This is a genomic window from Acinetobacter sp. F9, assembly GCF_019195275.1.
GTDB lineage: Bacteria > Pseudomonadota > Gammaproteobacteria > Pseudomonadales > Moraxellaceae > Acinetobacter > Acinetobacter pseudolwoffii.
Genome location: NZ_CP078068.1, coordinates 2,140,427 through 2,163,906, shown reverse-complemented (window position 1 = coordinate 2,163,906; position 23,480 = coordinate 2,140,427). Strand labels below are relative to the sequence as shown.

The window sequence follows — 23,480 nt, the reverse complement described above, 5'->3', positions numbered from 1 at the left end:
AAAATTTATTATTCAAACGAGAATTCTTATGGCACGCGTCACCGTTGAAGATTGTTTAGACCATGTAGACAACCGCTTTGAGCTTGTACTAGTGGCAAGCAAGCGCGCGCGTCAATTGGCACGTCAAGGTATTGAACCAACTGTAGAATGGGACAATGACAAACCGACTGTTGTTGCTTTACGTGAAATCGCTGCAGGTCATGTATCCAAAGATATTTTGAAACAACGTGATCAGGACTATCAAACATCAAGTCTGGACCTTGCACTTTCTGCAAATAATCTAAACTTAGACGGTTTTTCTTTCCAATAAGAGATCGTCACAAAAAAGCCTAGTTTTAAACTAGGCTTTTTTTTGTTATGTGACTTTTATATTTATGCCAGAACGGTTATAACATAAGGGTTAGCTATCGAACTTGAATCCGCTTTCTATTTGTTAAAGTAAAAATTTGGCAAGCGCTACAATTCATATTTAATCAAAGCTTTCATGGTTTTATTTGTAAGAAACTCAGTTTTAAAGGTGTTTTATGCCAGGCCCACAGGTCAGTCAAGCCAAGCAACAGTTAGAGATGATGATCGACGCGTATTTAAATGAACGTGATGTCGAACGTGTGCTTGCGGCCTGTGATTATGCAGATATCGCGCATGACGGTATTGTGCGTAAAAGTGGCGAACCCTATATCCTGCATCCGATTGCGGTGAGCTGTATCTTGGCGCATATGCGTCTGGACACTGAAACCCTGATGGCTGCTTTGTTACATGATGTGATTGAAGATACCGACTTCAATAAAGATGATATCAGCGAGACCTTTGGTTTTACCGTGGCCGAGCTGGTCGATGGCGTGACCAAACTCAGCCATTCCAGCGATAAAGAATATAATAAAGCCGCGTCATTCCGGAAAATCCTGCAAGCCACCTTACAGGACCCACGTGTCATTATTGTGAAACTGGCCGACCGCTATCACAACATGACCACTTTAGAGGCGCTACGCCCGGACAAACGCGCGCGTATCGCCCGCGAAACCTTTGAAATTTTTGTGCCGATGGCACGTATTGTCGGCATGAATGAAATGGCCGACAATCTGGAACATCTGTGTTATCAGAATCTTGATCTGGACATGTATAACAACGTTCAGGCAGCGCTGTTAGAAACCAAGCCAAAACGTTGTGAATATCAGGCGATCTGGGAACAAAAGCTGAATGATCTCTTAGAAGACTATAAAATTGAAGGTCGAATCAAAAAGAAAAATAATAATATTGAGCTGTTACGTCATTTTGTTAAAAATGATATTGACCTGCAAGAGCTAACCCATAGTCATGCCTTTGAAATTATTTTACAAAGCATTGCAGATTGTGACCGTCTGGCAGAGATTCTAACTCAAAGCTTTAAAATTCAAAGCTATGAAGATCATATTCGCCGTCCATTACCCGGTGGCAACCAGTCCTTGATGATGCGTTTAAAAGGCGAAAAGACGACATTGTCGCTCACCATTCAAACCGAACTGATGCGTAAAGCCGCACGTTTTGGTGTGGTACTGGGTGAAAATGCCCCGCAAGCCTGTCGTTCTGCAATTCAGGCCTCGATGCAAAATCTGAACGTGTTGGTCGATGGTGAATGCGCCAAAACCACCTTTAGTGAATTACTGGATTATCTGCATCAGGAAAAAATCTGGGTGTATACCCCGCATGGGCATTTACACGAATTGCCGCAAGGCGCAACAGCGGTTGATTTTGCTTATGCGGCCAGCCTGTTCCTGGGTAACCATGCCATTGGGGCGAAAATTAATAACGAAACCAAACCGCTCTCGACTCCTTTAGTCAGCGGCCAGGTGGTCGAAATCATTACCGATGTTCTTGCCACCCCAAATCCGGACTGGCTCAGCTTTATCAATACCCAGAAAGCCCGCCGTGCCATTCAGAATATCTTGCGCGATCAGGATCTGGACGAACAGCGTCTGGTGGGTCAACAGGCCCTGAATCGTGCCCTAAAACTGTTTCATCGTTCGATCCGGGATCTGACCGAAGCGGACTGGAAAAACCTGCTGGAATGGCGCCATATTGCGACTCAAGAGCAGCTGTTTGAGCAGATTGCAGTCGGTGACTTATTGCCGCAACTGGTGGCCAATCATTTATTTGCCCAAGACCAGCATCAAAACATTGCCAGCTCAGGGCGCCTGATTCAGGGCACTGAAGGTGTAGATGTCAAATATGCACATTGCTGTAATCCGGTGCTGGGCGATCCGATTCAGGGTCATTTGACTCGTCGTGGCCTGATTGTGCACCGTTCACGCTGTCATAACCTGCTGCATGAACAGCATCAGCACCCTGAAAATATCATGCCCTTGCAGTGGACTGCCGATGATCTGGATGATATCAGCTTTAGCGCTTATCTCAGTATTGATCTGGCCATGGATGATGAGCAGATTTCTGACCTGATTTATCAATGTCGTAAAGCACATTCAGGGGTAGAGATGGTGCGCACCCAGGATGAGCAGACCTATGTTAATATCGTGGTGCATAACCGCAAACAGATTGCCCAGATCATCCGGGACCTGCGTATGTATTTCGGTTTTCCAAGAATTACCCGTCTGACCCGGCCCGTCATTCTGAGCGAAGCATCTAAAGCGAGTTAATCATTTAAAACGATAATGCTGTTGTCGGCTGGATTGATCGAATATGATGTATGTTGATGATAAAAGGAGAAATTAATGTCCCGCCAAGTGATCCATACTGAAAATGCCCCTGCTGCGATTGGCACCTATTCGCAAGCCATTTTAGTCGGTGATACCTTATATCTATCGGGTCAAATTGGCTTAGATCCTTATAGTATGGAATTGGTTGAAGGCATTGAAGCACAGATTCGCCGTGTATTCGATAATTTAAAAGCCGTCTGCGAAGCGGCCGGTGGCTCTCTGGCAGACATCGCCAAACTGAATATTTATCTGACTGATTTATCGCACTTCCAGCTGGTGAACCAGATTATGGGTGAATATTTTGCCCAGCCTTATCCAGCACGTGCTGCTTTGGGCGTTGCCAGTCTGCCTAAAGATGCCCTGGTTGAAATGGATGGTGTTGTCATTATTCAGCAATAATCTGAAAATTTATTCAATCCATCTTTTTTAAAATCATAAAATGCTCATATTATTGATATTTCAATAGATATTAAAAATCCCTTCTCCCTGTTGGAGAGGGGATTTTCTTTAATGGGTAAAAATGATTGATGAAAGAATCTTGTAGCCAAGCTTCTATATCGCTCGCAATGCTGAATCCCCTAAGGTAAAAATTCCCGTAACACTTAAATTTCCGTTCAGATATTTATTTTTTATTTAAATCACCAATCATTATAAAAGCTATTTCAAATGATTTTTATTGACAAACGATAACAATTATCAATAATATTACTTATCTTATTTAAACACTGTGGTTGTGTCCTATGTACGTTTGTTTATGCCGTGGCATTACAGATCAAGACATTAAAGATGCTATTGCAAATGGCGCTGAAACGTATCGTGATGTGCGCGATATATTGGACTTGGGAACCTGCTGTGGCCGCTGTGCACCAGAAGCCCGCATGATCATCAGTGATGAAGTTTCACAAATTGCGGCCCGTTTGGCTGTGGCCGCCTAAACCGAATAAAGATAATCATAAATCAATGATCTCAGATCATTCCTCCTCCCCCGCCTCTGACTCTGGCGGGTTTTTATTGCTGTTGATCTAAGCCTGGATCGATTTGATTGCGATTTTCATTTGCTGTTCCATAAATTACTCGCCATTGCCCCCTGACTTGCTTTACTATCATCCTTAGAGTGCTTTCTTAGAAAGATAAAACAGGTTCAAATGGAGTTATGTGATGAAAGGCAATCGTGATGTGATTAATCAGCTCAATCAGGTGTTGTATCACCACCTAACTGCAATTAACCAGTATTTCCTGCATTCGCGCATGTTTAATGACTGGGGCATTGAGAAACTGGGCTCGGCAGAATATAAAGAATCGATCGTGCAGATGAAACATGCCGATAAAATTATTGAACGGATTTTATTTTTAGAAGGTCTGCCGAATCTGCAACATCTGGGCAAACTGTATATCGGCCAGCATACTCAAGAAGTGCTGCATTGTGATGTACGTAAAGTTAAAGAAAACATTGAGACCATTCAGAAAGCTATGGCACTGGCTGAAACTGAAATGGATTATGTGACCCGTGATCTGGTACAGGAAATTCTGGAAAAAGAAGAAAACTATCTGGACTGGACGACCACGCAAATCGATCTGATTGAAAGTGTGGGTATCGAAAACTATATTCAAAGTCAGCTCTAAGATTCGATTCACAATAAAAAAGCCAGCATTTTCTGGCTTTTTTTGTACTTATTGGCGTGGCATATCCCGCGTCACTTCTGCATAGTCGAGTTCAGTTTTCTGAATCGTATTTAAACGCTGAAGTTGATGCTGTGCTTCATCTACATAGCCGTTATAAGCCAATAAACGAATATATTTTAAAAAGTTGTATTTGGTTGGATAGCTCACCACCAGCTTTTCATATTGATAGATTTCATCTTCGCTCATCTTGCGATAAGGATTGACCCGAATCCAGGCAATCCGGTGATTAAACTCAGTCAATAGATAGATCGGCTTTTCATTAGTGATCTTTTCAGGCTGCATTTCATAACGAATACTTTGTCCGAGTTTAGGTACTGCAGTATCGTAATCCCGGTAAATCACGAGCAATAAGATCACTCCAAGGCTAAAGGTCAGTTTCATCCATATCGGTGGTAAACCAATCGTTTTAATTTTTGGATTCTGTGCCAAGACCGTACCCAGAATAAAACCGACTGGCAACAGGAAATAGGCATAATGCTGTGGAAACTCAAACATGGCATGCGTCACAAATGCCCCAATCATCAGAATCCCGATGACAGATTCCGGGGTATTGACCCAGCGTTGTAGCTGATAACCCAAATAACCGAAATAGGCCAGAAATGGTAAACCAATAATTAAGCCATTCCAGAGCAAAAAGTCCAGAATAAAATTATGCGCGCTACGAATCCAGACCGGGCCTTGCACCGTATCGCTGATCGAAACAAAAGCCACACTGGTCTGATACCAGCCATAGCCAAACCATGGTTGTGCCTGAATTGCAGCCAGCATCTGCTGCCAGATTGCGAGGCGTGACATATCTCCGGTGGCACGAGACACCACATCCCGACTTTGCACGACATCCGCATCCATCGCCTGTGCAGCGAACTGACTGAGTAATGGAAAAGCCACGATACAGGCAATAAAGAAGATCAACCAAGCTGTGCTGTAGTACCATTTCAGGCGAATAATGCCTTTATATTGATAGAATGCCAGATACAGTATGATCGCAATCGCAGCCACCCAGGCAGTACGTGACTGACTTAAAGCCACTCCCATGACAATCACTGTAGCGCAGGCAAATAACCATTTGGTCTGGATTTTTTTCTTTTCATATAAGTAAAGGCAGCTCATCAATGCCATGACCAAAAAAGTCGCCATATTGTTCGGCTGAGCAAAATTGGCATAAGGGCGCTGGTTGCCACTAATATTTACCATACCTGGCAATACTGAATCCAGATTTGTCAATTGGCAAAGTGCCATCATGCCTGTGACTGTACCTGAAGCTAGAAACACATAACTCAAATTAGTAAAAGTTTCTTCTCGGTTATAGTTTCCTGTTGAAAGGTTATAACCCACAACACTGGCCAGCCAAAAGCTAAAGACAAAAATAAAGCCCATCATGGCGATGCTAAAGAAAAATACCTGTCCTGCCAGAAAATGTATCAGTGGTACACAGGCTAGTAACAGCAACGGTAGACTCGTTGCTGGAATTTTGAGTTTTTCTTTTAGACAGATTGCAGCAAGCGCGAATAAAGCGAAGAATGCATAGAGTTCACCAGTATACGTTACCCATGGGCGGTAATGAATGGGCATGAGCCATGCAAGGGAGATCAAGATTGCCGCGATCAGGGCGAGCGTGAATTTCATGGAAATATTAGGCAACGGAAGTTGGGCACATGATAAACAAAAAAGCAGATTTGAGGTAATCTGCTTTTTGAAATATGTTCTAAGACTTAATTAATCCCAAGGACGTAAATTAACAATTTTTACGATATCACCTTTAGCATCCACTAACCACCACTTGGTCTTGCTGCTTTGCCCGCAGTGGAATATACGCCTGACTATTTGGGTATTTTTTTTAAGATTTCATCTACATCTGCACGGGAATTAAATTGGTTTAATTCTTGAAGTGAGTGTGCATTTTTTAATGCCACAGTCTGTACTTGTTGATAACTCACATAGCGTGAGGGTTGCATACTTAAAGTCAACCCAGAAAATATCGCATTAGATAAATCCTCTTGACGTTGTGTGTTGTCTTTGGATAATTCAACCGCCGCCACTTGAGCAAAAAACTGTGGTGGCGTTGCAAACTCGTTCTGTTTTGGGATAGTGTCAGCAATATACAGGTCATTGTTTTGGATTAATTCGAAACGATCTACACTATGTACAATCCATACCGGCCGTGCATCATACAAGCTAAATACCCCCCACCCCAAAGCTGCCAACTGTAATATAATCAAGAAACTTAAATCAAATTTGAGACTTGACTTGTTCGGCCGGTACACCAAAAAGGTTAAACAAGGTCCTATAACTATCACCGTCAACAGTATTAACAACGCAATAGGCCAAAAGCCCACAGCTTGTGCCAATGGTGCAGCATAACTTCCGCAGTAAAACATCGCAATGATATAAGTAAAGATCACTAAACTCAGTAGCATATGCCATAATGTTGCTTTGAGTTTAACTTTAAACATAGCACCTCTTTTTTTGAATTAAAAAAGCCGATATTTATCGGCTTTTTTAATTCAGACTAAATTATTTACATTCAGAAGGAACATACTTTGCTGGCATTCCAACTGTTGAAGCAACTGCAGTAATTACATTACCTGTAGAGGTAGGTGCTGTAAGAGTTACAACCGCATCAGCCGCATCAATACCACGACCAGTTGCTGTAGCTGTACCTTCAGAAACACATGCCCATTGTAATGTTTCACCATTGCTTACAGTAGTGCTTGTCAATACTGTAGGGTCAGTTGCACCTGCATCTCCAGCTACAGCAATGTATGGAATTAAAGCAAGTGCTTTACCTTGAGCATCCGTTGGAAGACCCGTTTTAACAGCTTGTGTATCTGAAGCCGATACAATTACAATTTTACCTGTCGCAGCATCTACACCAACCTGAGAAACGTATTTACTTGTAGTTCGAGTACGGTTAATAGAAGCCGCTGCTCCTGAAATACCTGTCATACCACCACTTTGAAAGCCTTCAGAAATCTCAGCTTTAGCTGAAGAGCCAACGCTTAGCATTTCAGTTACTTTTGCACGCACAGTGTAATTTTGGTATGCAGGAATTGCAACGGCTGCCAAAATACCAATAATTGCTACAACAATCATTAATTCAATATATTCCATAAGTCACTTTATATGGACATGCATCAAATAGTTGAATTATCTTGGTTTACTTCATCTTTCATATTGTCCATATGGACATAGTTTTCAATAGACAAATTTTTCCAATTTGTCCATATCAGAAAATGGCTTTTACTCAGGGCGATAGCATGACTTTTATGAAGCAAACTAATCGTGAGATATTTTAAAATTTTGACAAGCTAAAAATAGAGTAAAAATTCCAGCCTAATTTATAAGCCAATTTCTGTATTTCTTCTTTATGCTGAAGAATCAAACGTTTTGCATGATGGATAGCAATACGATGAGTCGCTTCATCATCACCAAATTGCATGAACACAACTTTTACAGCTGGACAAAGTATTCATTCGGTTATTTTAAAGTCTTTAAGTCGTTTCACCCTATTACTCCCCCCCATGTATGAAATATTCCACATAGAACAGCACTTTCAATTTTAGATTGCTTTCATCCGCACACAAGCAATCAGTAATAAACCAATATAGTTGTCTGCTTGGTTAACTGTTAATAATTTAGCATTTACAGCGATAAACCACTTGCAATACGACTTCTCACAAAACCAACAAAACTGACATTTTTTGTCACTTAATTACATAAATTTACTTTTGTAATTTTTAAGATTTTTAATCTATTAAACAAAATATTGATTTCATGTGGAATAATTAGATAATATGTTCTGGCATACTTTATGCTAACTATAACTTAGCTTACAAAGCTTATAATTAAATTAACAAAACATTTGTGGAGAATGTTATGAATGCTCAAAAAGGCTTTACGCTGATCGAGTTGATGATTGTTGTTGCTATTATCGGTATTTTGGCTGCAATTGCTATTCCTGCCTATAGTAATTACCAAGCAAAATCTAAACTGACTGCTGGTTTATCTGAAATTTCTGCCGGTAAAACAGCCATTGAAGATCGTATCAACAATGGGGACGATATCGCTACTGTCGCGGATATTGGTGTAAATGGCTCAACTTCAAACTGTACTATTGAGGCAGAGTTTACTGATGGTGCTGGTACAATTGAATGTGCAGTTAAAAATGCTCCATCACAAGTTCGTGATGCAACAATAACCTGGACACGTACAGCCTCGGGCGATTGGACTTGCGAAACAGCAGATTCTGCTGATGCATCTCTTGCACCTAAATCTTGCCCACAAGCATAATCAAAAGTTGTAAAGTCATAAAAAGAGAGCTTCCTGCTCTCTTTTTTATATATCTATTGAAAGTGTAAGTTACCATGATAAAAAAACAATTACCCTATCTTCTTTTGATATTCTCATTACTATTCGTATATGTTATTTACTCTTGGGGATTCTCTGGGGCACTGTATTATGATGACTTCCGTCCTTTAAGTGGTTTAGCAAATATTCATGATCTAAACTCGGCACTTTTCTATATTTTTAATGAAAGTTCAGGTCCACTTGGTCGTCCCATATCTATGCTTAGCTTTTTGCTTAATACTAACGATTGGGATCAAAACTTAAGTGGTTTTTTCCAAATAAATACACTGATCCATTTATTTAATGGAATACTCGTTTTTTTTATTAGCTGTAAAATTTTTAATTTAATTTACTCACAATCAGAAAAAAATAAATGGCTCGCTTTAGCAGTGAGCTCACTTTGGCTTATTTCTCCTCTATTAGTATCGACACAACTCATTGCCGTACAAAGAATGGCATCTTTATCTGCTTTATTTGTGTTTTCGGGTGTTATAGGCTACTTAAAAGGCTTAGATGTACAAAAACAGAGACCAACTTTAGGGTTATGTATCCAGTTAGGTAGCATATTTATTTTTACACTACTTGCCATGTTCTCTAAAGAAAATGGTATTTTACTGCCTATTTTTACTCTAGTCCTCGAATACACCATTGTTCAGCGTTATTACTCCATTCAAAAATTTAAGAAATTAAGGTTTTCTCTTTTTTTTGTGTGCTTAATTATCATTTTAGGCTATCTTTTAAGCACCCTTTCACATTCAGAACTTAGCTATTCTGTACGTAACTACACCTTACATGAACGCATTATCACACAACCACAAATTCTGGTTGACTATGTACGCCTAGCCTTTATTCCAGATATTTTTTCTTACAACCCTTTTCATGATAACTATGCTAAAAACACTCAGCTCTCAGGAAACATCCCTGCAATTATCAATATTATTATTTGTCTATTGTTATTGCTAGCTGCAATCATTCTAAGAAAGAAGTATACGATTTTTTCCTTTGCAATATTATGGTTTTTTGCTGGACATTTACTGGAGTCAACCGTTATCGGTTTAGAACTTTATTACGAACATCGTAATTATATTGCAATTCTAGGCTTATATTTATTACTCGTTTATGCACTCAATCAACTTACACTACATCATAAAAAATTTACGACTTTAATTTGGGGAGGCTTGATTATTTATTTAGTCTTTCTATCATTTATTACCTTTCAAGTTACATCCCTTTGGGGCAAACCCGAACAAGCTGCACAAGCATGGTTCATTAACCAGAAAGGTTCATCACGTGCCACGGAGCACTTAGCGCTCATGTGGTTACAACAAGGTAAAGTTGAGCCTGCTTATGAAATATTAAAAAGACAAAAAGATAATTGTCAAACATGTTTAAATTCCCAAATCCAATATTTAATGCTCAGTTGTGTTCTTAAAAAGCAAGATGAAACCCACAAACAATTAATCTACATCAAAAATCTTAGTCATACACAAAAGTTTATTTCAGGTGCTCCATCTGCACTTCAAGCTCTATTTAATCAAATTAAAACTAAACACTGTGAATATATCTCAGCACAAGACACAAAAGAAATTAATGAAAGTTTAATTAAAAATACGCCTGCTGTAAGTCTAGGCAAAGGAAACCATTTAGCAATGTATGTTAATTTGTACCAAATTGCTCAGTACGAACAGGATCAAACCTTAGAATGGACATCCTTACTTAAAATTTGGGACTTAAGTCACAACATCGGGACAGGGTCAATCATTTTAAAAAAATATATTGATGATCATCAACTGAGTGAAGCTAAAGAGTTTTATACAAAACAACTATGCAATGCTAGTGAAAAAAAATTTGATCATAGTCATAAAAAAATTTGTTTTGATTTAAAAAAACAATACAAATTTCTAGAATATTAGGCATGTAGCGAAGTTTTAGGAAAAGCCCGTGAAAATTAGTATCGTCCTCCCTGCCAAAAATGAATCTGCTGCAATTGGTCAAACTCTTGCACAGATTCAACAATTACAGCTTGCTCATGAAATTATTGTGGTGAATGATGGTTCTACAGACCAGACCAAACAAGTCGCAGAAACTGCTGGCGCAAAAGTAGTCACTCATCCTTACTCAAAAGGTAATGGTGCTGCCATTAAAACGGGGGCACGTACTGCAACGGGTGACATCATTGTATTTATGGATGCAGATGGGCAGCATGATCCGCAAGATATCCCTCGCTTGATTGAGAAAATTGAACAAGGCTATGACTTAGTTGTAGGTGCAAGACAAAAAGGCTCTCAAGCCAGTGTCGGTCGTGGTATTGCCAATGCACTTTACAATAACCTTGCAACATATATGACTGAACAAAAAGTAGAAGATCTCACCTCTGGTTTTCGTGCAGTTAGAGCAGACAAATTCCGTGAGTTTTTATATTTACTACCAAATGGATTTTCATACCCAACCACTAGCACTATGGCTTTTTTCCGCGCAGGTTACTCCGTAACTTATGTTCCAATACATGCAGCAAAACGCATAGGCAAAAGTCATATTCACCCCCTGAAAGACGGTGTGCGCTTCTTTCTAATTATTTTTAAAATTGCCACACTATTTTCACCTTTAAAGATGTTTTTACCAATCGCTGTAGTGCTATTTTTAATGGGAACAGGTTGGTATGCTTATACCCTTTACGAGTTTCATCGTTTTACCAATATGAGTGCACTGCTTTATACAGGCAGTATTATGATTTTTTTAATGGGTTTAATTTCAGAGCAGATAACTGCTTTAATGTATAAAGAGAAGTAAAGAAAGCCGTGTTAAGTAGTTTAAAACAACTTTGGCAAATTCTATCGCCCTTAGATAAACGTAAAGTCATTTATGTTTTCATTTTAGTCATGGGGATGGCTTTTATTGAGTCGGCTGGTGTTATTTCTATTATGCCTTTTTTGGCAGTACTATCAAACCCCAATGTTGTTGAGTCAAATTCCTATTTAAAGCAGCTCTATGATTTTACGGGAGCTGCAAATAAACAAAACTTTATATTGTATTTAGGCTTTCTTTCACTATTTGTTGTTATATGCTCAACCGTATTCAAAATTGTGACCCAATATGCGGTTAATCGTTTTGCGAGTTTACAGCGTCACTATTTCTCCACTCGCCTACTTAAAACTTATTTGCAACAAAACTATGAGTTTTTTATTCAGCGAAATAGTGCAACCTTGGCTAAGAACATTCTGTCCGAAGTCGATCAACTCATTTGGACCATGATCTTACCCGCTTTAACTCTCATGTCTTATGGTGTTGTATTATTGTCAATGATCGGCATTCTTCTGCTGTATGATCCGCTCATGGCTATTGCAACAGCTTTTGTGCTCGGTCTATTTTACGCCAGCATTTATATGCTAGTTCGAAAAAAGCTGACCCAAATTGGGCAAGAATTTACCCAAGCTAACAAAGAGCGTTACCAAACCTGTCAAGAAGCCCTTGCTGGTATTAAAGACGTAATGATTAACAATGCAGAACATGGATATATTAAGCAATTTGAGGAATCCTCTCGTGTATTTGCACGGCATATCGCCACACGCGAAACACTAGGACAAGTACCACTCAATGTTATAGAAACAGTAGGTTATGGTTGCTTAATTGGTTTAGCCATGCTTTTAGTAGTTTCAGGAAAAGAAGTATCACATATTTTGCCTGTGCTTGGTCTATATGGTTTTGCTGCTTACCGTATGCTTCCTGCTGCACAAAATATGTATCGCGCTATTTCTCAAATTAAGTTTTCTGAGCAGGTCTTGTCTGTGCTTAAACCTGAGTTCGCATTAGAAAAAGATGAATTGAAGCATATAGGAAAAGATAGCACTCAATATTTGAAGTTTGAACATTCCATACGTTTAGAGAATATAAGTTTTGCTTATCCCAATCGAATGGAGTCTCCCATCCTAAACAACTTTAGTTTAGAAGTTAAAAAAAACTCTAGCTTGGGTATTGTTGGAAAAAGCGGCAGTGGCAAAAGTACGCTCATGGATATTATGCTTGGACTATTACAACCACAGCAAGGTCAGGTATTGATTGATGGGGTCAAACTGACTGAATACAACACCATACCATGGCGAGATTTAGTAGGTTATGTGCCACAAAGTATTTATTTGGCAGATAAATCTATTGCAGAAAATATTGCTTTCGGCGTAGCGAAAATAGATATAGATTTAAGGCAAGTTGAGTTTGTAGCCAAGCAAGCACAAATTGATGATTTTATTCAAAGTCAATTGCCTTTGGGTTATCATACGCTTGTTGGGGAACGTGGTGTTATGCTTTCAGGTGGACAGCGGCAACGTATAGGTATTGCAAGAGCTTTGTATAAAAATCCACAAGTTTTATTTATGGATGAAGCGACCAGTGCATTAGATACTGAAACTGAGCAAGCAGTGAATGAAGCTATTCAAAGTTTAAATGGTTCTATGACTATAGTAATTATCGCACATAGGTTAAATACAATAAGTAATTGTGACAAAATTTTACATCTATAAGTGAAAAAGGCTAATTATGCAAACTAATGAAGTACAGGTGGATGCTGACCATTATGAATTCTTAAAATATGTCACTTTAAATAGGTGGTCGAGTTATTGGCATCAAATTAATGAAGTATTAAATTCGGGATGTGAAAAAGTTTTATGGGTAGGCATTGGAGATGGAGTGCCGATTAAAATTTTAAGAGATAATGGAATAAAAGTGACTACATTAGATATAGATAACACTTTGAGTCCAGATATAGTTGGAGATATTACTAACCTTTCATTTGAAAATCATGCTTTTGAATTATGCTGTGCATTTCAAGTATTAGAACATTTACCGTATGAGCAATCATTAATTGCTATTAATGAATTGAATCGTGTGGCTTCAAAAAAAATAATTATAAGCCTGCCAAATCAAAAACCAGCTAGAAAATTTATTTTAACATTTCCATATATAAGACAATTTAAATTTCTGGTTGAAAAATTTTTTTTTAAACCAAAAGAATATCTTTTTAATGGGGAGCACTATTGGGAAATAGAAGCAAAAAAATTCTCTTTAAACACAGTTATTTCAGATTTTGGATTGAAAATCACGAATAAAAAACTTTCTAAAAACTATAGGTTATTTGAAAATCCATATCATCACTTTTTTATATGGGAATAATGGGTATGCATAAGAACCCCTTACTGTCCATAATTATACCTACTTACAATCGACCAGAATTTCTACCAAGAGCAGTGCAGAGTGCACTGAATGCAGCTCCAAATGGAGATGTTGAGGTTATAGTTGTTCCTAATGGTGGAGATGAGAGTTGGAGAGAAAGTCTTTTTAATCTAATGAATGATTCGAGGTTAGTAGTGTCTCCTATTGGAAAAGGGCATGCTAATGCGGCACGAAATCACGGATTACAGTTAGCAACAGGCAAGTATGTAAGATTTCTTGATGACGATGATTTTTTCTATTCTGCAGTGGCTGTCAAACAATTAGAAAAGTTAATTGAGCTTGATGCTGATATTTCCTATGGTCAAATTACTAAAACAGATGAGGTTGGTAAGATTTTAGAAATCGCAAAACAGTTAGATACAGACGATTTTATTGAAGCTGCAATCAGTCCAGGAAATTCTACTGCAACATGTGCTTTAGTGATAAAAAGAAGTATTACTGAAAACTGTGTTTGGGATGAAAATATTAATAAAAATCAGGATGTTTACTGGGCATGGGAGTTGTGTAAAAAACATGAGTTGAAATCATTTAAGTTCAAACAATCAGTCGCTGCATGGGTTCAACATTCAAAAGGAATTCGGGTTTCAAAAGGGCATCATAAAGGTCTTGTTGCCAAGACAAGAGTAGAATATTTACTAGCACTGCATAATAAATTAAAAGACAGAAATAGATTAACTACTAGTAGGAAGAAAGCAATTGCTGAAAATCTTTGGAGTTGCATCCATGATGGTATGATGTTTCAACCTTTATTTTGGTTGCGTATAGGTCAATTTGCTTATACTTTGGATCATAAAAGTAGGCCGAATATTACTTTATATAAAAATACATTCATAAGACGAATAAACCCCATTTTAATTGAAATGGCATTAATACCTTGGCGTTGGTTTAGGATCTTATTGGGTAAAAAATATACAACTTGAATTTTATAGTAAAAGTAAATTAATAGATATGAATATAGCTCTAATTTTTGCAGGTGGCGTTGGTACTCGAATGAATTCAAAGGATAAGCCTAAGCAATTTTTAGAGCTGCATGATAAGCCGATTATTATTTACACTTTAGAACACTTTCAAAATCACCCGGAAATTGATGGTATCATCGTCGTAATGGTGGCAGGGTGGCTAGAACATTTTAAGTCTCTGATTCAGCGCTATCAACTAACCAAAGTTTTTGATGTTGTTATTGGTGGTGAAACTGGGCAACTATCTATTTATAACGGACTTACAGCTATTGAAAAACATTTCGGAAAAGAGAGCATAGTGTTAATTCATGATGGTGTGCGTCCTCTTATTAATCAGAAAATTATTACAGATAACATAAACCAGGTGAAACGAAGTGGAAGTGCTATTACCACTTCACCCACTATCGAAACCTTTGTCGTGGTTGACGATGAAATGGTTGTACAAAATGTTCCATCACGAAAGCACTCACGTTTAGCAAAAGCTCCGCAAAGTTTTATATTAAGTGATATTATTTCTGTCCACCGACAAGCCATGCTAGAAGGTATCTATGATTCAATTGACTGTTGTACGTTAATGAGTCAATACGGGCATGCTTTAACGTTAGTTGAAGGCCCAGTAGCGAATATAAAAGTAACTACTCCGACCGATTATTATATATTTCGTGCTATCGTTGAGTTAGATGAGAATCGTCTAGTTTTTAATAACTGAGTGATGTATCCCCTAACATTCAAAAATAATCTGGCTAACCTTTTACTTAAAATGATTAATCATCCTTCCTTCGAAATAGCAGAAATTTTACAGACAGCAAGTTTTATAAATCACCTTGCTGGGCAAACGATTTTAATTACGGGAGCAACTGGTTTAATTGGTTCTGCAATTGTTGAGGTAGTGACGTTATTTAACAAAACTGCTCAAGAGCCAATTATGCTAGTTTTACTTGTGCGTAATATTGAACAAGCTAAGTCTAAATTAAATACGAATGAACATATTTATTTTTTAGAAGGTTGTATAGAAAATATTCCTTTTATTAAAGAAGAAATTGATTACATAATTCACTGTGCGAGCCCTACTTCATCACAGGATTTTATTAAAAACCCAGCTGATGTTTTGAAAACGAGCTTGATGGGGAGTTTCAACATTCTTGAATTAGCAAAAAACACAAAAATCAAGAAAGTTTTGTTTTTATCTTCTTTGGAAGTATATGGAACTTTAGATACTTTTGAAGCCAAAGAAACGGATCATGGAGTGATTGATTGGACAGCTGCCAGAAGCAGTTATATTGAGGCTAAACGAGCTTCAGAAAGCATTTTTCTGTCATATTATAAGCAATTTAATGTACCATGTATTATTGCCAGGCTACCGCAGATTTTAACTTCCTCTTTTAGCTATAAGGACAGTCGTGTTTATGCTCAATTTGTGCGTGCAGTTAAAAGCCAGCAAAATATTGTGTTGAAGTCTAAAGGTGAGACAATAAGGAATTATTGTTATATAACAGATGCTATTGTAGGTTTATTACTTTTACTTACTCGGGGGGTTCCCTGTGAAATTTATAATGTTGCTAATGAAGATACCACCTGCTCTATTAAAGAAATGGCTGAGCTATTAATTGAGATTGGGGACAATAAGCATAGTCAGCTTATATTTGATCTGAGTGATGATCCTGCCAAGCTAGGCTATTTGCCAACAGTGAAAATTAAGCTTTTGAGTAATAAATTGAGACAACTAGGTTGGTCGCCACAGGTAGGCTTGAAGCAATCGCTATCGAGAATGTTGGGTAAGTAATGAATCAACTGGAAGATTTTTCTGAATATAATGGAGAAGGTACAGTTTTACGTAAAGCTCAACTGCGTTTACTAGAGATGCTTATTGAGTTTGACAAGATTTGTACTAAACATAATATTCCTTACTTCATTAGTGGTGGTACTTGCCTTGGAGCAGTGCGACATGGTGGCTTTATACCTTGGGATGATGATATTGATATTGATATTTGGTATAAAGATTATAAAAAATTAGAAAAGATTCTAGTAAATGAACTTCCTCAGAACTATTTTATACAAACATATAAAACAGACAGAAACTTTCATGCAAAATTTATGAGAATTGTTGATAAAAACTCTTCATTAAAATTTAAAAACAATCGATTGAGAAAAAATATTGTTTTTAAAGGACTTTTTATTGATGTTCTTCCATTAAACCATAGTCTTTCTTATTCATTTAAAATTTTTATTGATAAGTTTATTGGTGCCGTGTTTAGGATCAATAGAACAGGTCACAAAAATTTTTTAGTTTATATGTGTGCAAAAATCTTAGTTCCTATAGGCTATGTTTTCTTGAAAATTAATGAATTTTTTTCTTTTTTAGCAGGTCATTTAAATCCTGAAAAAATTACCCATCACCATCCATCACGCGCTATAAAAATACCTAAGCTATTGTACTCTGAATGTTTCCCTCCCCAAAAAATTACGTTTGAAGGAAAGAGTTTTCTAGGGCCAGCGAAACCACACGAATACCTTATTAGTTTATATGGTAAAAATTATATGCAAATCCCAAGTAGAGATAAGCGTGTATTCCATGCAGAACATATAGAGATAGAATAAATATGTTATCTAAAAATATCGTCATTATTCTTGCTTCTGGAACAGGACTCCGCTTCCGCTCAGAAACCCCTAAACAATTTATTAAGCTTGCGGGTAAGCGTGTAATTGAACACACATTAGATTGCTTTGAACAACATGCAGCAATTGATGAGATTTTGGTGGTTACTGCCGAAAATCAAAAACCATTGGTTGAAGAAATTGTTTTACAAAATGCGTATAAAAAAGTACGCCGAATTTTAATTGGAGGTACAACACGCCAAGCCAGCACAGCTGCAGGAATTGCTGCGATTGTTGGCGATAATCACAAAGTACTAGTGCATGATGCTGTGCGCCCATTATTGGACCAAGCCACCATCGACCGCTGTTTAATGGCTTTAGATACTGCTGATTGTATTGATACAGTCATTCCACCAACAGATACTATCGTTGAAGCTTCCTCTGAAAATACAATTTCCAATATCCCTGACCGTAGTACGTTACGCTTAGGACAAACCCCACAAGGATTTCGTGCTGGCCTGCTGCGCCAAGCTCACCACTTAGCTAAAAAGGATAGTAATCTCAAAGTCACTGATGACTGTGGTATCGTGTTACATTACAACTTAGCACCTGTGGTTTTGGTTGAAGGCAGTGTCAGCAATATTAAAATTACTCACCCTTCAGATATTTATTTAGCTGATCGGTTATTCCAGTTACGTAGTACAGCAACTAATCAGATTGATTTAAATCACTTAAAAAATAAAGTTATTATTATATTAGGTTCAAGTCGTGGTATCGGTCTGGCCTGTGTAGATATCGCCCGACATTATGGTGCAATAGTTATTGAAGCATCGCGTCAGACGGGTGTGGATGTTTGCAATCGAATGGCAGTTAATCATTTATTTACACAAACTATTCAACAACATGGACGTATTGATTTTATTGTGAATACTGCTGGTGTTTTACATACAGGATCTTTAACTTCGCAAACAGATCAGCTGATAAATGAGCAACTAGATATTAATCTAAAAGGCAGCATAATTGTTGCGCAAGAAGGCTTTGAGCACTTGAAAAAAAGTGGTGGCAGTATTGCTTTGTTTACATCAAGCTCATACACCCGAGGTCGGGCTTTTAGTGCAGTCTATTCAGCAACGAAAGCTGCCGTTGTCAATTTAACACAAGGATTAGCACACGAATTCCATCCTTATAATGTACGCATCAATGCTATTAATCCAGAACGCACGGCTACACCAATGCGTACAGAAAATTTTGGTAATGAACCACAGGAAACTCTGCTTAATGCTGAAGTAGTTGCCAGAGCAACATTAGCAACACTGCTGCATCAGATTAGTGGTGAGGTAGTCGATGTTCGGCGCTAAAGGAAAACTTCTATTTAAATTTCTTAAGGGGATTTTATTTGCATTATTCGCTTGGCTTGTTATTAGTCCAATTACGATTTTAGTTCCCCGAAATAAAAAACTGATCGCAGTGATTGGTAAAGATGGTGGAGCATTCCTTGATAATTGCAAATACTTTTACCTCCAAAGCCAACAGCATCTTGTTGACCAACAAAAATGTATATTTATTACTAACAAAAAAGAAGTTCTTGAAATACTACAAAAGGAAAACCTTCCCGTTATCATTTACCCTAGTCTTGCTGGTGTTTGGTTTTTAATGCGGGCGAATATCGTTGTTGTGGATTCATTTGAATGGTTTAAGCAGTTACGTTTTTTTCTAACTCTTGGAGCAAAGAAACTTCAACTATGGCATGGAGTCGGCTTTAAACAAATAGAGTTAGGTAAACAGAACTTTGCACATGGTCTTTTTACTACTGGAAGCTTATTGCGTCGGATACAAATTTATTATCGTAATCTGATTGGTCGTAATGTTTTTTATGATTTAGTCAATACAACTTCTGAATTTTATAAAAAAGAGGTATTTGAACCAGCATTTACTTCTAAAAACTTTACATCCTTTGGTTACCCTAGAAACAATTTTGGTTATTCAAAAAATAACCTAATTAATACTGATGATTTTATTTTTGGGCAATTAGAAAATTGGCTAACTGAGCATAAAAAAATCATTTTGTTCGTTCCTACTTTCCGTGAACACCGAGACACCCCATTAGGACTGAATTTTGAAAATATTAACTTGATTAATAAGTGGTGTGAAACTACTAATTCAATAATTATTTTTAAACTACACCCTTGGGAAAATAGCATTAGTCATTTTAAGAGTCCATTTATTTATCAATATCAAAATGATAAAGACATATATCCCTTATTTCCTCATTTAAGTGCAATGATCAGTGATTATTCTTCTATTTACATGGATTTTTTGTTACTTAATAAGCCAATTTTCTTTTTGATACCCGATAAACAACAATATTTAGCACAAGACCGCCAAATACAATTTGACTATGATGAAATGACCCCAGGAACAAAAGTCGAGAAATGGGAACAACTGTTACCAATAATAGAAAAACAAAGGGAAAATGATTACTTTAAGAATAAAAGGAGAGAACTTTGTTTGAAAGCCTTTGATAGCAATAATCAAACTTTATCTACGAAGATGATTCTAGATTTCTGTATCAATAAGCATTGGTTAAGGTAACTATCTATCTTCTTATATCCAAAGCTTCATATGTTTCAATGTATTGCTGAATCATCAAGCTAATATCAAACTTTTGTTCTACTTGATGCCTTGCAGTTGTTGACATAACGGTCTGTAACTCATTGCTTTCCTTTAACTTACGGATAGCATTAACAAATGATTGCACATTATTTGTTTCACACAAAAATCCTGTCATTTCATTTGATATAATCTCTGGTATTGATGATGATTCAGAACTAATGACAGGCAAACCACAAGCCATTGCTTCCGTGACAACTAACCCAAATCCTTCACTTCTTGTTGGGAAGATTAATGCATCAACAGTTTGCATATAGTGAATAATCCTTTCTTGATTTAAGCGGCCAACATCTATCATATTACTGGGAGTATTAACTTGATTACTCACAGTTGCCCCCCCAGTATAATATAAAACATAATCCTCACCTAACTCGTTCATTATCGGTGCAAGCAGATCGACTCCTTTACGTACTATCCAACTACCAACATATAAAAGTCGAAAAGGTTCATTTTTTTGTCGTACCCTATTACCTGGGCAAAACAAATCAGTATCAATGCCATTGTAAATAACTTGTATAGGAACATCACATAAAGTCTGTTTTGCCATATCTGCAACAAATTGACTTACTGCAGTTACTTGGTGTGCATGCTGCATAACACGACGCTCATTTGGGGCTATCCAATACTGGTGATACATCGCTCTTAGCCAACCTTTGTATTGACGTAAATTTGGATCGTGTATTGAGTGGTGTAAAGTCGCAACCACTGGTAAATTTTTGGGTAAAAAACGACTGTGCAACCAAGTATTAACATGAACTATAGTTGCCCAATTTGGTGGATGAGGAATTGTTACGGTCCATGGTAAATATTCAGCACGTAAAGGTAGCCATGTGATTTCTGCTCTTATTCCTCTTACTACTAAACCTTCAACTAAACGCTCTGTGAATATATCAGTCCCGGTGCCTGTACGAACGGTTGGAAACCAAATGGCTGGCTCTATTTTACTTTTCATTTTTCTTTGGCTGTATTTTGTAAATTAATGTAGGTATTATCGGCTTAAAAGCTGATAATACTTTATTAGGAATCTTTCTGAAAAAAATATTTATAAAACTATTTGGCTTTTCTAGCTCCAAAGTTAGTTTAGTTGCTTGCACGCTAAGATTTTCAAATGAGACATCAGCTTGTTTAAGCAAAGCTTCTAACTCCGATAAACCGAATGGTTCACAATCATAAAAGTTACCCTTTCCCCACAATTTTAAATAAGTATTTCTCCAGTTCTTTGGCAACCAACTTAAGAATTTAAGCTGGTAATGTGGTTCTGTTAACATCCAACGATTCGGCACGGCCAAATAACATTGTCCCGTTGGAGTTAATACTCGTTGAATTTCTTTTATATGTAGTAATTGCTGATCCCAATCACCCACATGTTCAACAACATGATTCGTAATTACCACATCAAAACAGTTGTTAGAAAAAGGGAGTTCCACTCCTGAAACCTTTTTAAAATTATAACTATCCCATACCATTCGATTATCATACACATCAACAGCTGAAACCTCACATTTCAATTTTTCATGCGTCGCAAAATAATGAGCAATCCCCCCCGAACCACATCCAACCTCTAAAATACGTAAAGGCTTATCACTTAATCGAAGTTGCAATAAAATTTCAATTTTTTTTGCTTTGACTATGCGAGATGATATATCCAAGACAGCATGTGCTTGGTATTTTTTTCCTAATTGGGTATCAGTTATCAAATCATATATAACTTGACCAAAGCTCTCCCAAGCAAATTTTTTTGAAAAAATTTGAATTTTTTGTTGGTCAAATGGGCTATTTAAAACAAATAAGACTTGTTGAGTTAACTCCATATAATTATTTTTTTCTACCAAACAACCTGAAACACTATCTTTTACAGCATCCACAACACCACCTGTGGCAAAGGCGACTGTAGGTAAACCATGTGCCGCTGCCTCAATCGCCACCATACCAAACCCTTCAGGGTCATCTTGAATATGACGTACAGGGAATACATGTAAATCCGCAGCTTCATAAATAGTCGCAAGCTGCTCATTATCGGTAATTACCCCTAAAAATAGAATATGATTTTCAATTTGATTTTTTCTTGCTGCTTCTAAAATTTCCTCACGAGTTTGTAGCCCCGCGCCTAAAGAATTCTTAGGTGACTCCCCAACTACAACCAAAACCACATCTGATTCTTGTTGAACAATATAAGCTAAGGAATTTTCAACAAACTCCTTTAAGCCTTTACGTGTAGTCAATCGACCAACCGATAACAATATTTTTTTATGTTCTAAATTATATTTTTCCTTAAAAGACTGAATCGCATTTAAGGGCTGAGCTGTTACAGGCAAAGTCACACCTGGATGTACAATACTTATGTCTTTTTCTAATACACCTACATTCAGTGCCAATATCTTTGTGGGTGTACTATTTACAATTACACAATCCATGCGTTTAAAAAAAGGAACCCAAATTTTTTGATACACCCAATGAGCAGCAGTAATATCAAAACCATGCAGGTAAACAACTGCTTTAGCACCCGTAAGCTTGCTGACTAGCCAAACTAAAGGAGCAGTTAAACCGCTTCCAGCAATAATTACATTTGGCTTAAAGCACACAGCAGTCCAGAAAGCCTTGCACAATGCAATTAACATAAATAGCACGAGAGGCTTTAAAGGTGACTCTAAAACCTGAACATTTTCAGGTTTAACTGCAGCAGCACCTGTAGGACCAACGACTTTAACCTCTGCATATTTACTCAGCTCGTCTGCCATATGCCAGTTCAGACGCTCCATCCCCCCAACCAAAGGTGGTAAATTACGTGTTATAAGAAGAATACGTTGCTTCTTCATTTTTTAATTTTTCCCCAATTAAAAACCTACCTTTGAAATACTTAAACCTAAATTGTCGTAAATATTTCCTAAGATAAAAGAATGAACAAATATAGCATTTTACCCTGTAACTGGAAAAAGAAATAAAGACTAAAAAGCCACTAAATTACCAAATTTAGTGGCTATATCAATCAAATAGTCCGAGCACTTTGCCTCAACTCAAAATTTTCCAGCAACAGCGAATTGCACTTTTCCAGCAGTTTTTCATAATCTTCTTTCAGCTGCTCATAATCACTTTTCACCGCTTTGGTCTTAGTTTTCGCTTGCTCAATTTGCTGTGCAGCTTGCTCAATTGCTTCAATTAATGCAACATGGCGGCTCTTTTTAATCGAACCCCGTTTACGTCCTGCTTCCAGTGCTACAGTGTCGTTATTAATGGCAGACCCTTTCGGTAGAATAGTCGGTTTGTTGGCTTTTAATCGCTCCAAAGCAGCATAATATTCATTGAGTGCGCTCAT

The 23,480-nt window shown here is 37.4% G+C and carries 23 protein-coding genes; 16 read left to right on the top strand and 7 right to left on the bottom strand.

Annotation, left to right across the window (positions count from 1 at the left end; translation table 11 throughout):
* The first annotated feature begins 28 nt into the window (after positions 1–28).
* From rpoZ to bfr, 5 genes are all read left to right on the top strand, one after another.
* A complete protein-coding gene (rpoZ, locus tag KT990_RS10210) occupies positions 29–310 on the top strand; it encodes a DNA-directed RNA polymerase subunit omega (protein WP_004650579.1) in 282 nt (93 codons plus the stop codon).
* A 214-nt stretch (positions 311–524) separates the two neighbouring features.
* On the top strand, positions 525–2,630 hold the full coding sequence (locus KT990_RS10205) for a RelA/SpoT family protein (RefSeq protein WP_159516313.1): 2,106 nt from the start codon (positions 525–527) through the stop codon (positions 2,628–2,630).
* Positions 2,631–2,705: 75 nt separating this feature from the next.
* On the top strand, positions 2,706–3,089 hold the full coding sequence (locus KT990_RS10200; protein WP_005263848.1) for a RidA family protein: 384 nt from the start codon (positions 2,706–2,708) through the stop codon (positions 3,087–3,089).
* A gap of 341 nt (positions 3,090–3,430) precedes the next feature.
* On the top strand, positions 3,431–3,625 hold the full coding sequence (locus tag KT990_RS10195; protein WP_004732422.1) for a bacterioferritin-associated ferredoxin: 195 nt from the start codon (positions 3,431–3,433) through the stop codon (positions 3,623–3,625).
* Between the two features lie 223 nt (positions 3,626–3,848).
* Positions 3,849–4,313 carry a heteropolymeric bacterioferritin subunit Bfr gene (bfr, locus tag KT990_RS10190; RefSeq protein WP_218208752.1) on the top strand — a complete coding sequence of 155 codons (465 nt, stop codon included), beginning with the start codon at positions 3,849–3,851 and terminating at the stop codon, positions 4,311–4,313.
* Positions 4,314–4,361: 48 nt separating this feature from the next.
* Here bfr and KT990_RS10185 read toward each other — a convergent pair whose 3' ends face one another.
* The 4 genes from KT990_RS10185 to KT990_RS10170 form a co-directional block, all read right to left on the bottom strand.
* Entirely contained in the window at positions 4,362–5,999 is a 1,638-nt protein-coding gene (locus KT990_RS10185) for a PglL family O-oligosaccharyltransferase (protein WP_218208751.1), read from the bottom strand.
* Positions 6,000–6,193: 194 nt separating this feature from the next.
* Positions 6,194–6,826, bottom strand: a complete 633-nt coding sequence (locus tag KT990_RS10180) for a type IV pilin accessory protein (RefSeq protein ID WP_218208750.1) — start codon at positions 6,824–6,826, stop codon at positions 6,194–6,196.
* A 61-nt stretch (positions 6,827–6,887) separates the two neighbouring features.
* Positions 6,888–7,484 carry a pilin gene (locus KT990_RS10175; RefSeq protein ID WP_218208749.1) on the bottom strand — a complete coding sequence of 199 codons (597 nt, stop codon included), beginning with the start codon at positions 7,482–7,484 and terminating at the stop codon, positions 6,888–6,890.
* Positions 7,485–7,665: 181 nt separating this feature from the next.
* The gene (locus KT990_RS10170) at positions 7,666–7,812 is read right to left on the bottom strand and encodes a hypothetical protein (RefSeq protein ID WP_228730804.1); all 147 of its coding nucleotides are present in this window, start codon (positions 7,810–7,812) and stop codon (positions 7,666–7,668) included.
* Positions 7,813–8,249: 437 nt separating this feature from the next.
* Between KT990_RS10170 and KT990_RS10165 the strand changes: the two genes are divergently transcribed.
* The 11 genes from KT990_RS10165 (at position 8,250) to KT990_RS10115 (ending at position 20,089) form a co-directional block, all read left to right on the top strand.
* Entirely contained in the window at positions 8,250–8,663 is a 414-nt protein-coding gene (locus tag KT990_RS10165; RefSeq protein ID WP_218208748.1) for a pilin, read from the top strand.
* Positions 8,664–8,737: 74 nt separating this feature from the next.
* Positions 8,738–10,633 (top strand): hypothetical protein, encoded by a 1,896-nt coding sequence (locus KT990_RS10160; RefSeq protein ID WP_218208747.1) that lies wholly within the window; start codon positions 8,738–8,740, stop codon positions 10,631–10,633.
* 28 nt (positions 10,634–10,661) lie between these two features.
* A complete protein-coding gene (locus KT990_RS10155; protein ID WP_218208746.1) occupies positions 10,662–11,510 on the top strand; it encodes a glycosyltransferase family 2 protein in 849 nt (282 codons plus the stop codon).
* Positions 11,511–11,518: 8 nt separating this feature from the next.
* A complete protein-coding gene (locus tag KT990_RS10150) occupies positions 11,519–13,234 on the top strand; it encodes an ABC transporter ATP-binding protein (protein WP_218208745.1) in 1,716 nt (571 codons plus the stop codon).
* Between the two features lie 16 nt (positions 13,235–13,250).
* A complete protein-coding gene (locus KT990_RS10145; RefSeq protein ID WP_218208744.1) occupies positions 13,251–13,883 on the top strand; it encodes a methyltransferase domain-containing protein in 633 nt (210 codons plus the stop codon).
* A 5-nt stretch (positions 13,884–13,888) separates the two neighbouring features.
* A complete protein-coding gene (locus tag KT990_RS10140) occupies positions 13,889–14,863 on the top strand; it encodes a glycosyltransferase family 2 protein (RefSeq protein WP_218208743.1) in 975 nt (324 codons plus the stop codon).
* Between the two features lie 28 nt (positions 14,864–14,891).
* Positions 14,892–15,611 (top strand): IspD/TarI family cytidylyltransferase, encoded by a 720-nt coding sequence (locus KT990_RS10135; RefSeq protein ID WP_218208742.1) that lies wholly within the window; start codon positions 14,892–14,894, stop codon positions 15,609–15,611.
* Positions 15,612–15,614: 3 nt separating this feature from the next.
* On the top strand, positions 15,615–16,685 hold the full coding sequence (locus tag KT990_RS10130; protein ID WP_218208741.1) for an NAD-dependent epimerase/dehydratase family protein: 1,071 nt from the start codon (positions 15,615–15,617) through the stop codon (positions 16,683–16,685).
* Complete coding sequence (locus tag KT990_RS10125) at positions 16,685–17,500, top strand: LicD family protein (protein WP_218208740.1); 816 nt, start codon at positions 16,685–16,687, stop codon at positions 17,498–17,500. The genes KT990_RS10130 and KT990_RS10125 overlap by 1 nt, the downstream gene beginning before the upstream one ends.
* A 2-nt stretch (positions 17,501–17,502) precedes the next feature.
* Positions 17,503–18,855: a 2-C-methyl-D-erythritol 4-phosphate cytidylyltransferase gene (ispD, locus tag KT990_RS10120; protein ID WP_218208739.1), complete on the top strand. Its 1,353-nt coding sequence runs from the start codon at positions 17,503–17,505 to the stop codon at positions 18,853–18,855.
* Positions 18,842–20,089, top strand: coding sequence for a CDP-glycerol glycerophosphotransferase family protein (locus tag KT990_RS10115; protein ID WP_218208738.1), 1,248 nt, complete (start codon positions 18,842–18,844; stop codon positions 20,087–20,089). The genes ispD and KT990_RS10115 overlap by 14 nt, the downstream gene beginning before the upstream one ends.
* Positions 20,090–20,093: 4 nt before the next feature.
* On the opposite strand, the gene KT990_RS10110 is transcribed toward KT990_RS10115, so the two are convergent.
* The 3 genes from KT990_RS10110 to KT990_RS10100 all read right to left on the bottom strand — a co-directional run bounded on the left by KT990_RS10110 (position 20,094) and on the right by KT990_RS10100 (position 23,480).
* Complete coding sequence (locus tag KT990_RS10110) at positions 20,094–21,119, bottom strand: glycosyltransferase family 4 protein (protein WP_218208737.1); 1,026 nt, start codon at positions 21,117–21,119, stop codon at positions 20,094–20,096.
* Positions 21,109–22,983, bottom strand: coding sequence for a glycosyltransferase (locus KT990_RS10105; RefSeq protein ID WP_218208736.1), 1,875 nt, complete (start codon positions 22,981–22,983; stop codon positions 21,109–21,111). Before KT990_RS10105 ends, KT990_RS10110 begins: the two co-directional genes overlap by 11 nt.
* A gap of 170 nt (positions 22,984–23,153) precedes the next feature.
* On the bottom strand, positions 23,154–23,480 hold the full coding sequence (locus KT990_RS10100) for a hypothetical protein (protein WP_218208735.1): 327 nt from the start codon (positions 23,478–23,480) through the stop codon (positions 23,154–23,156).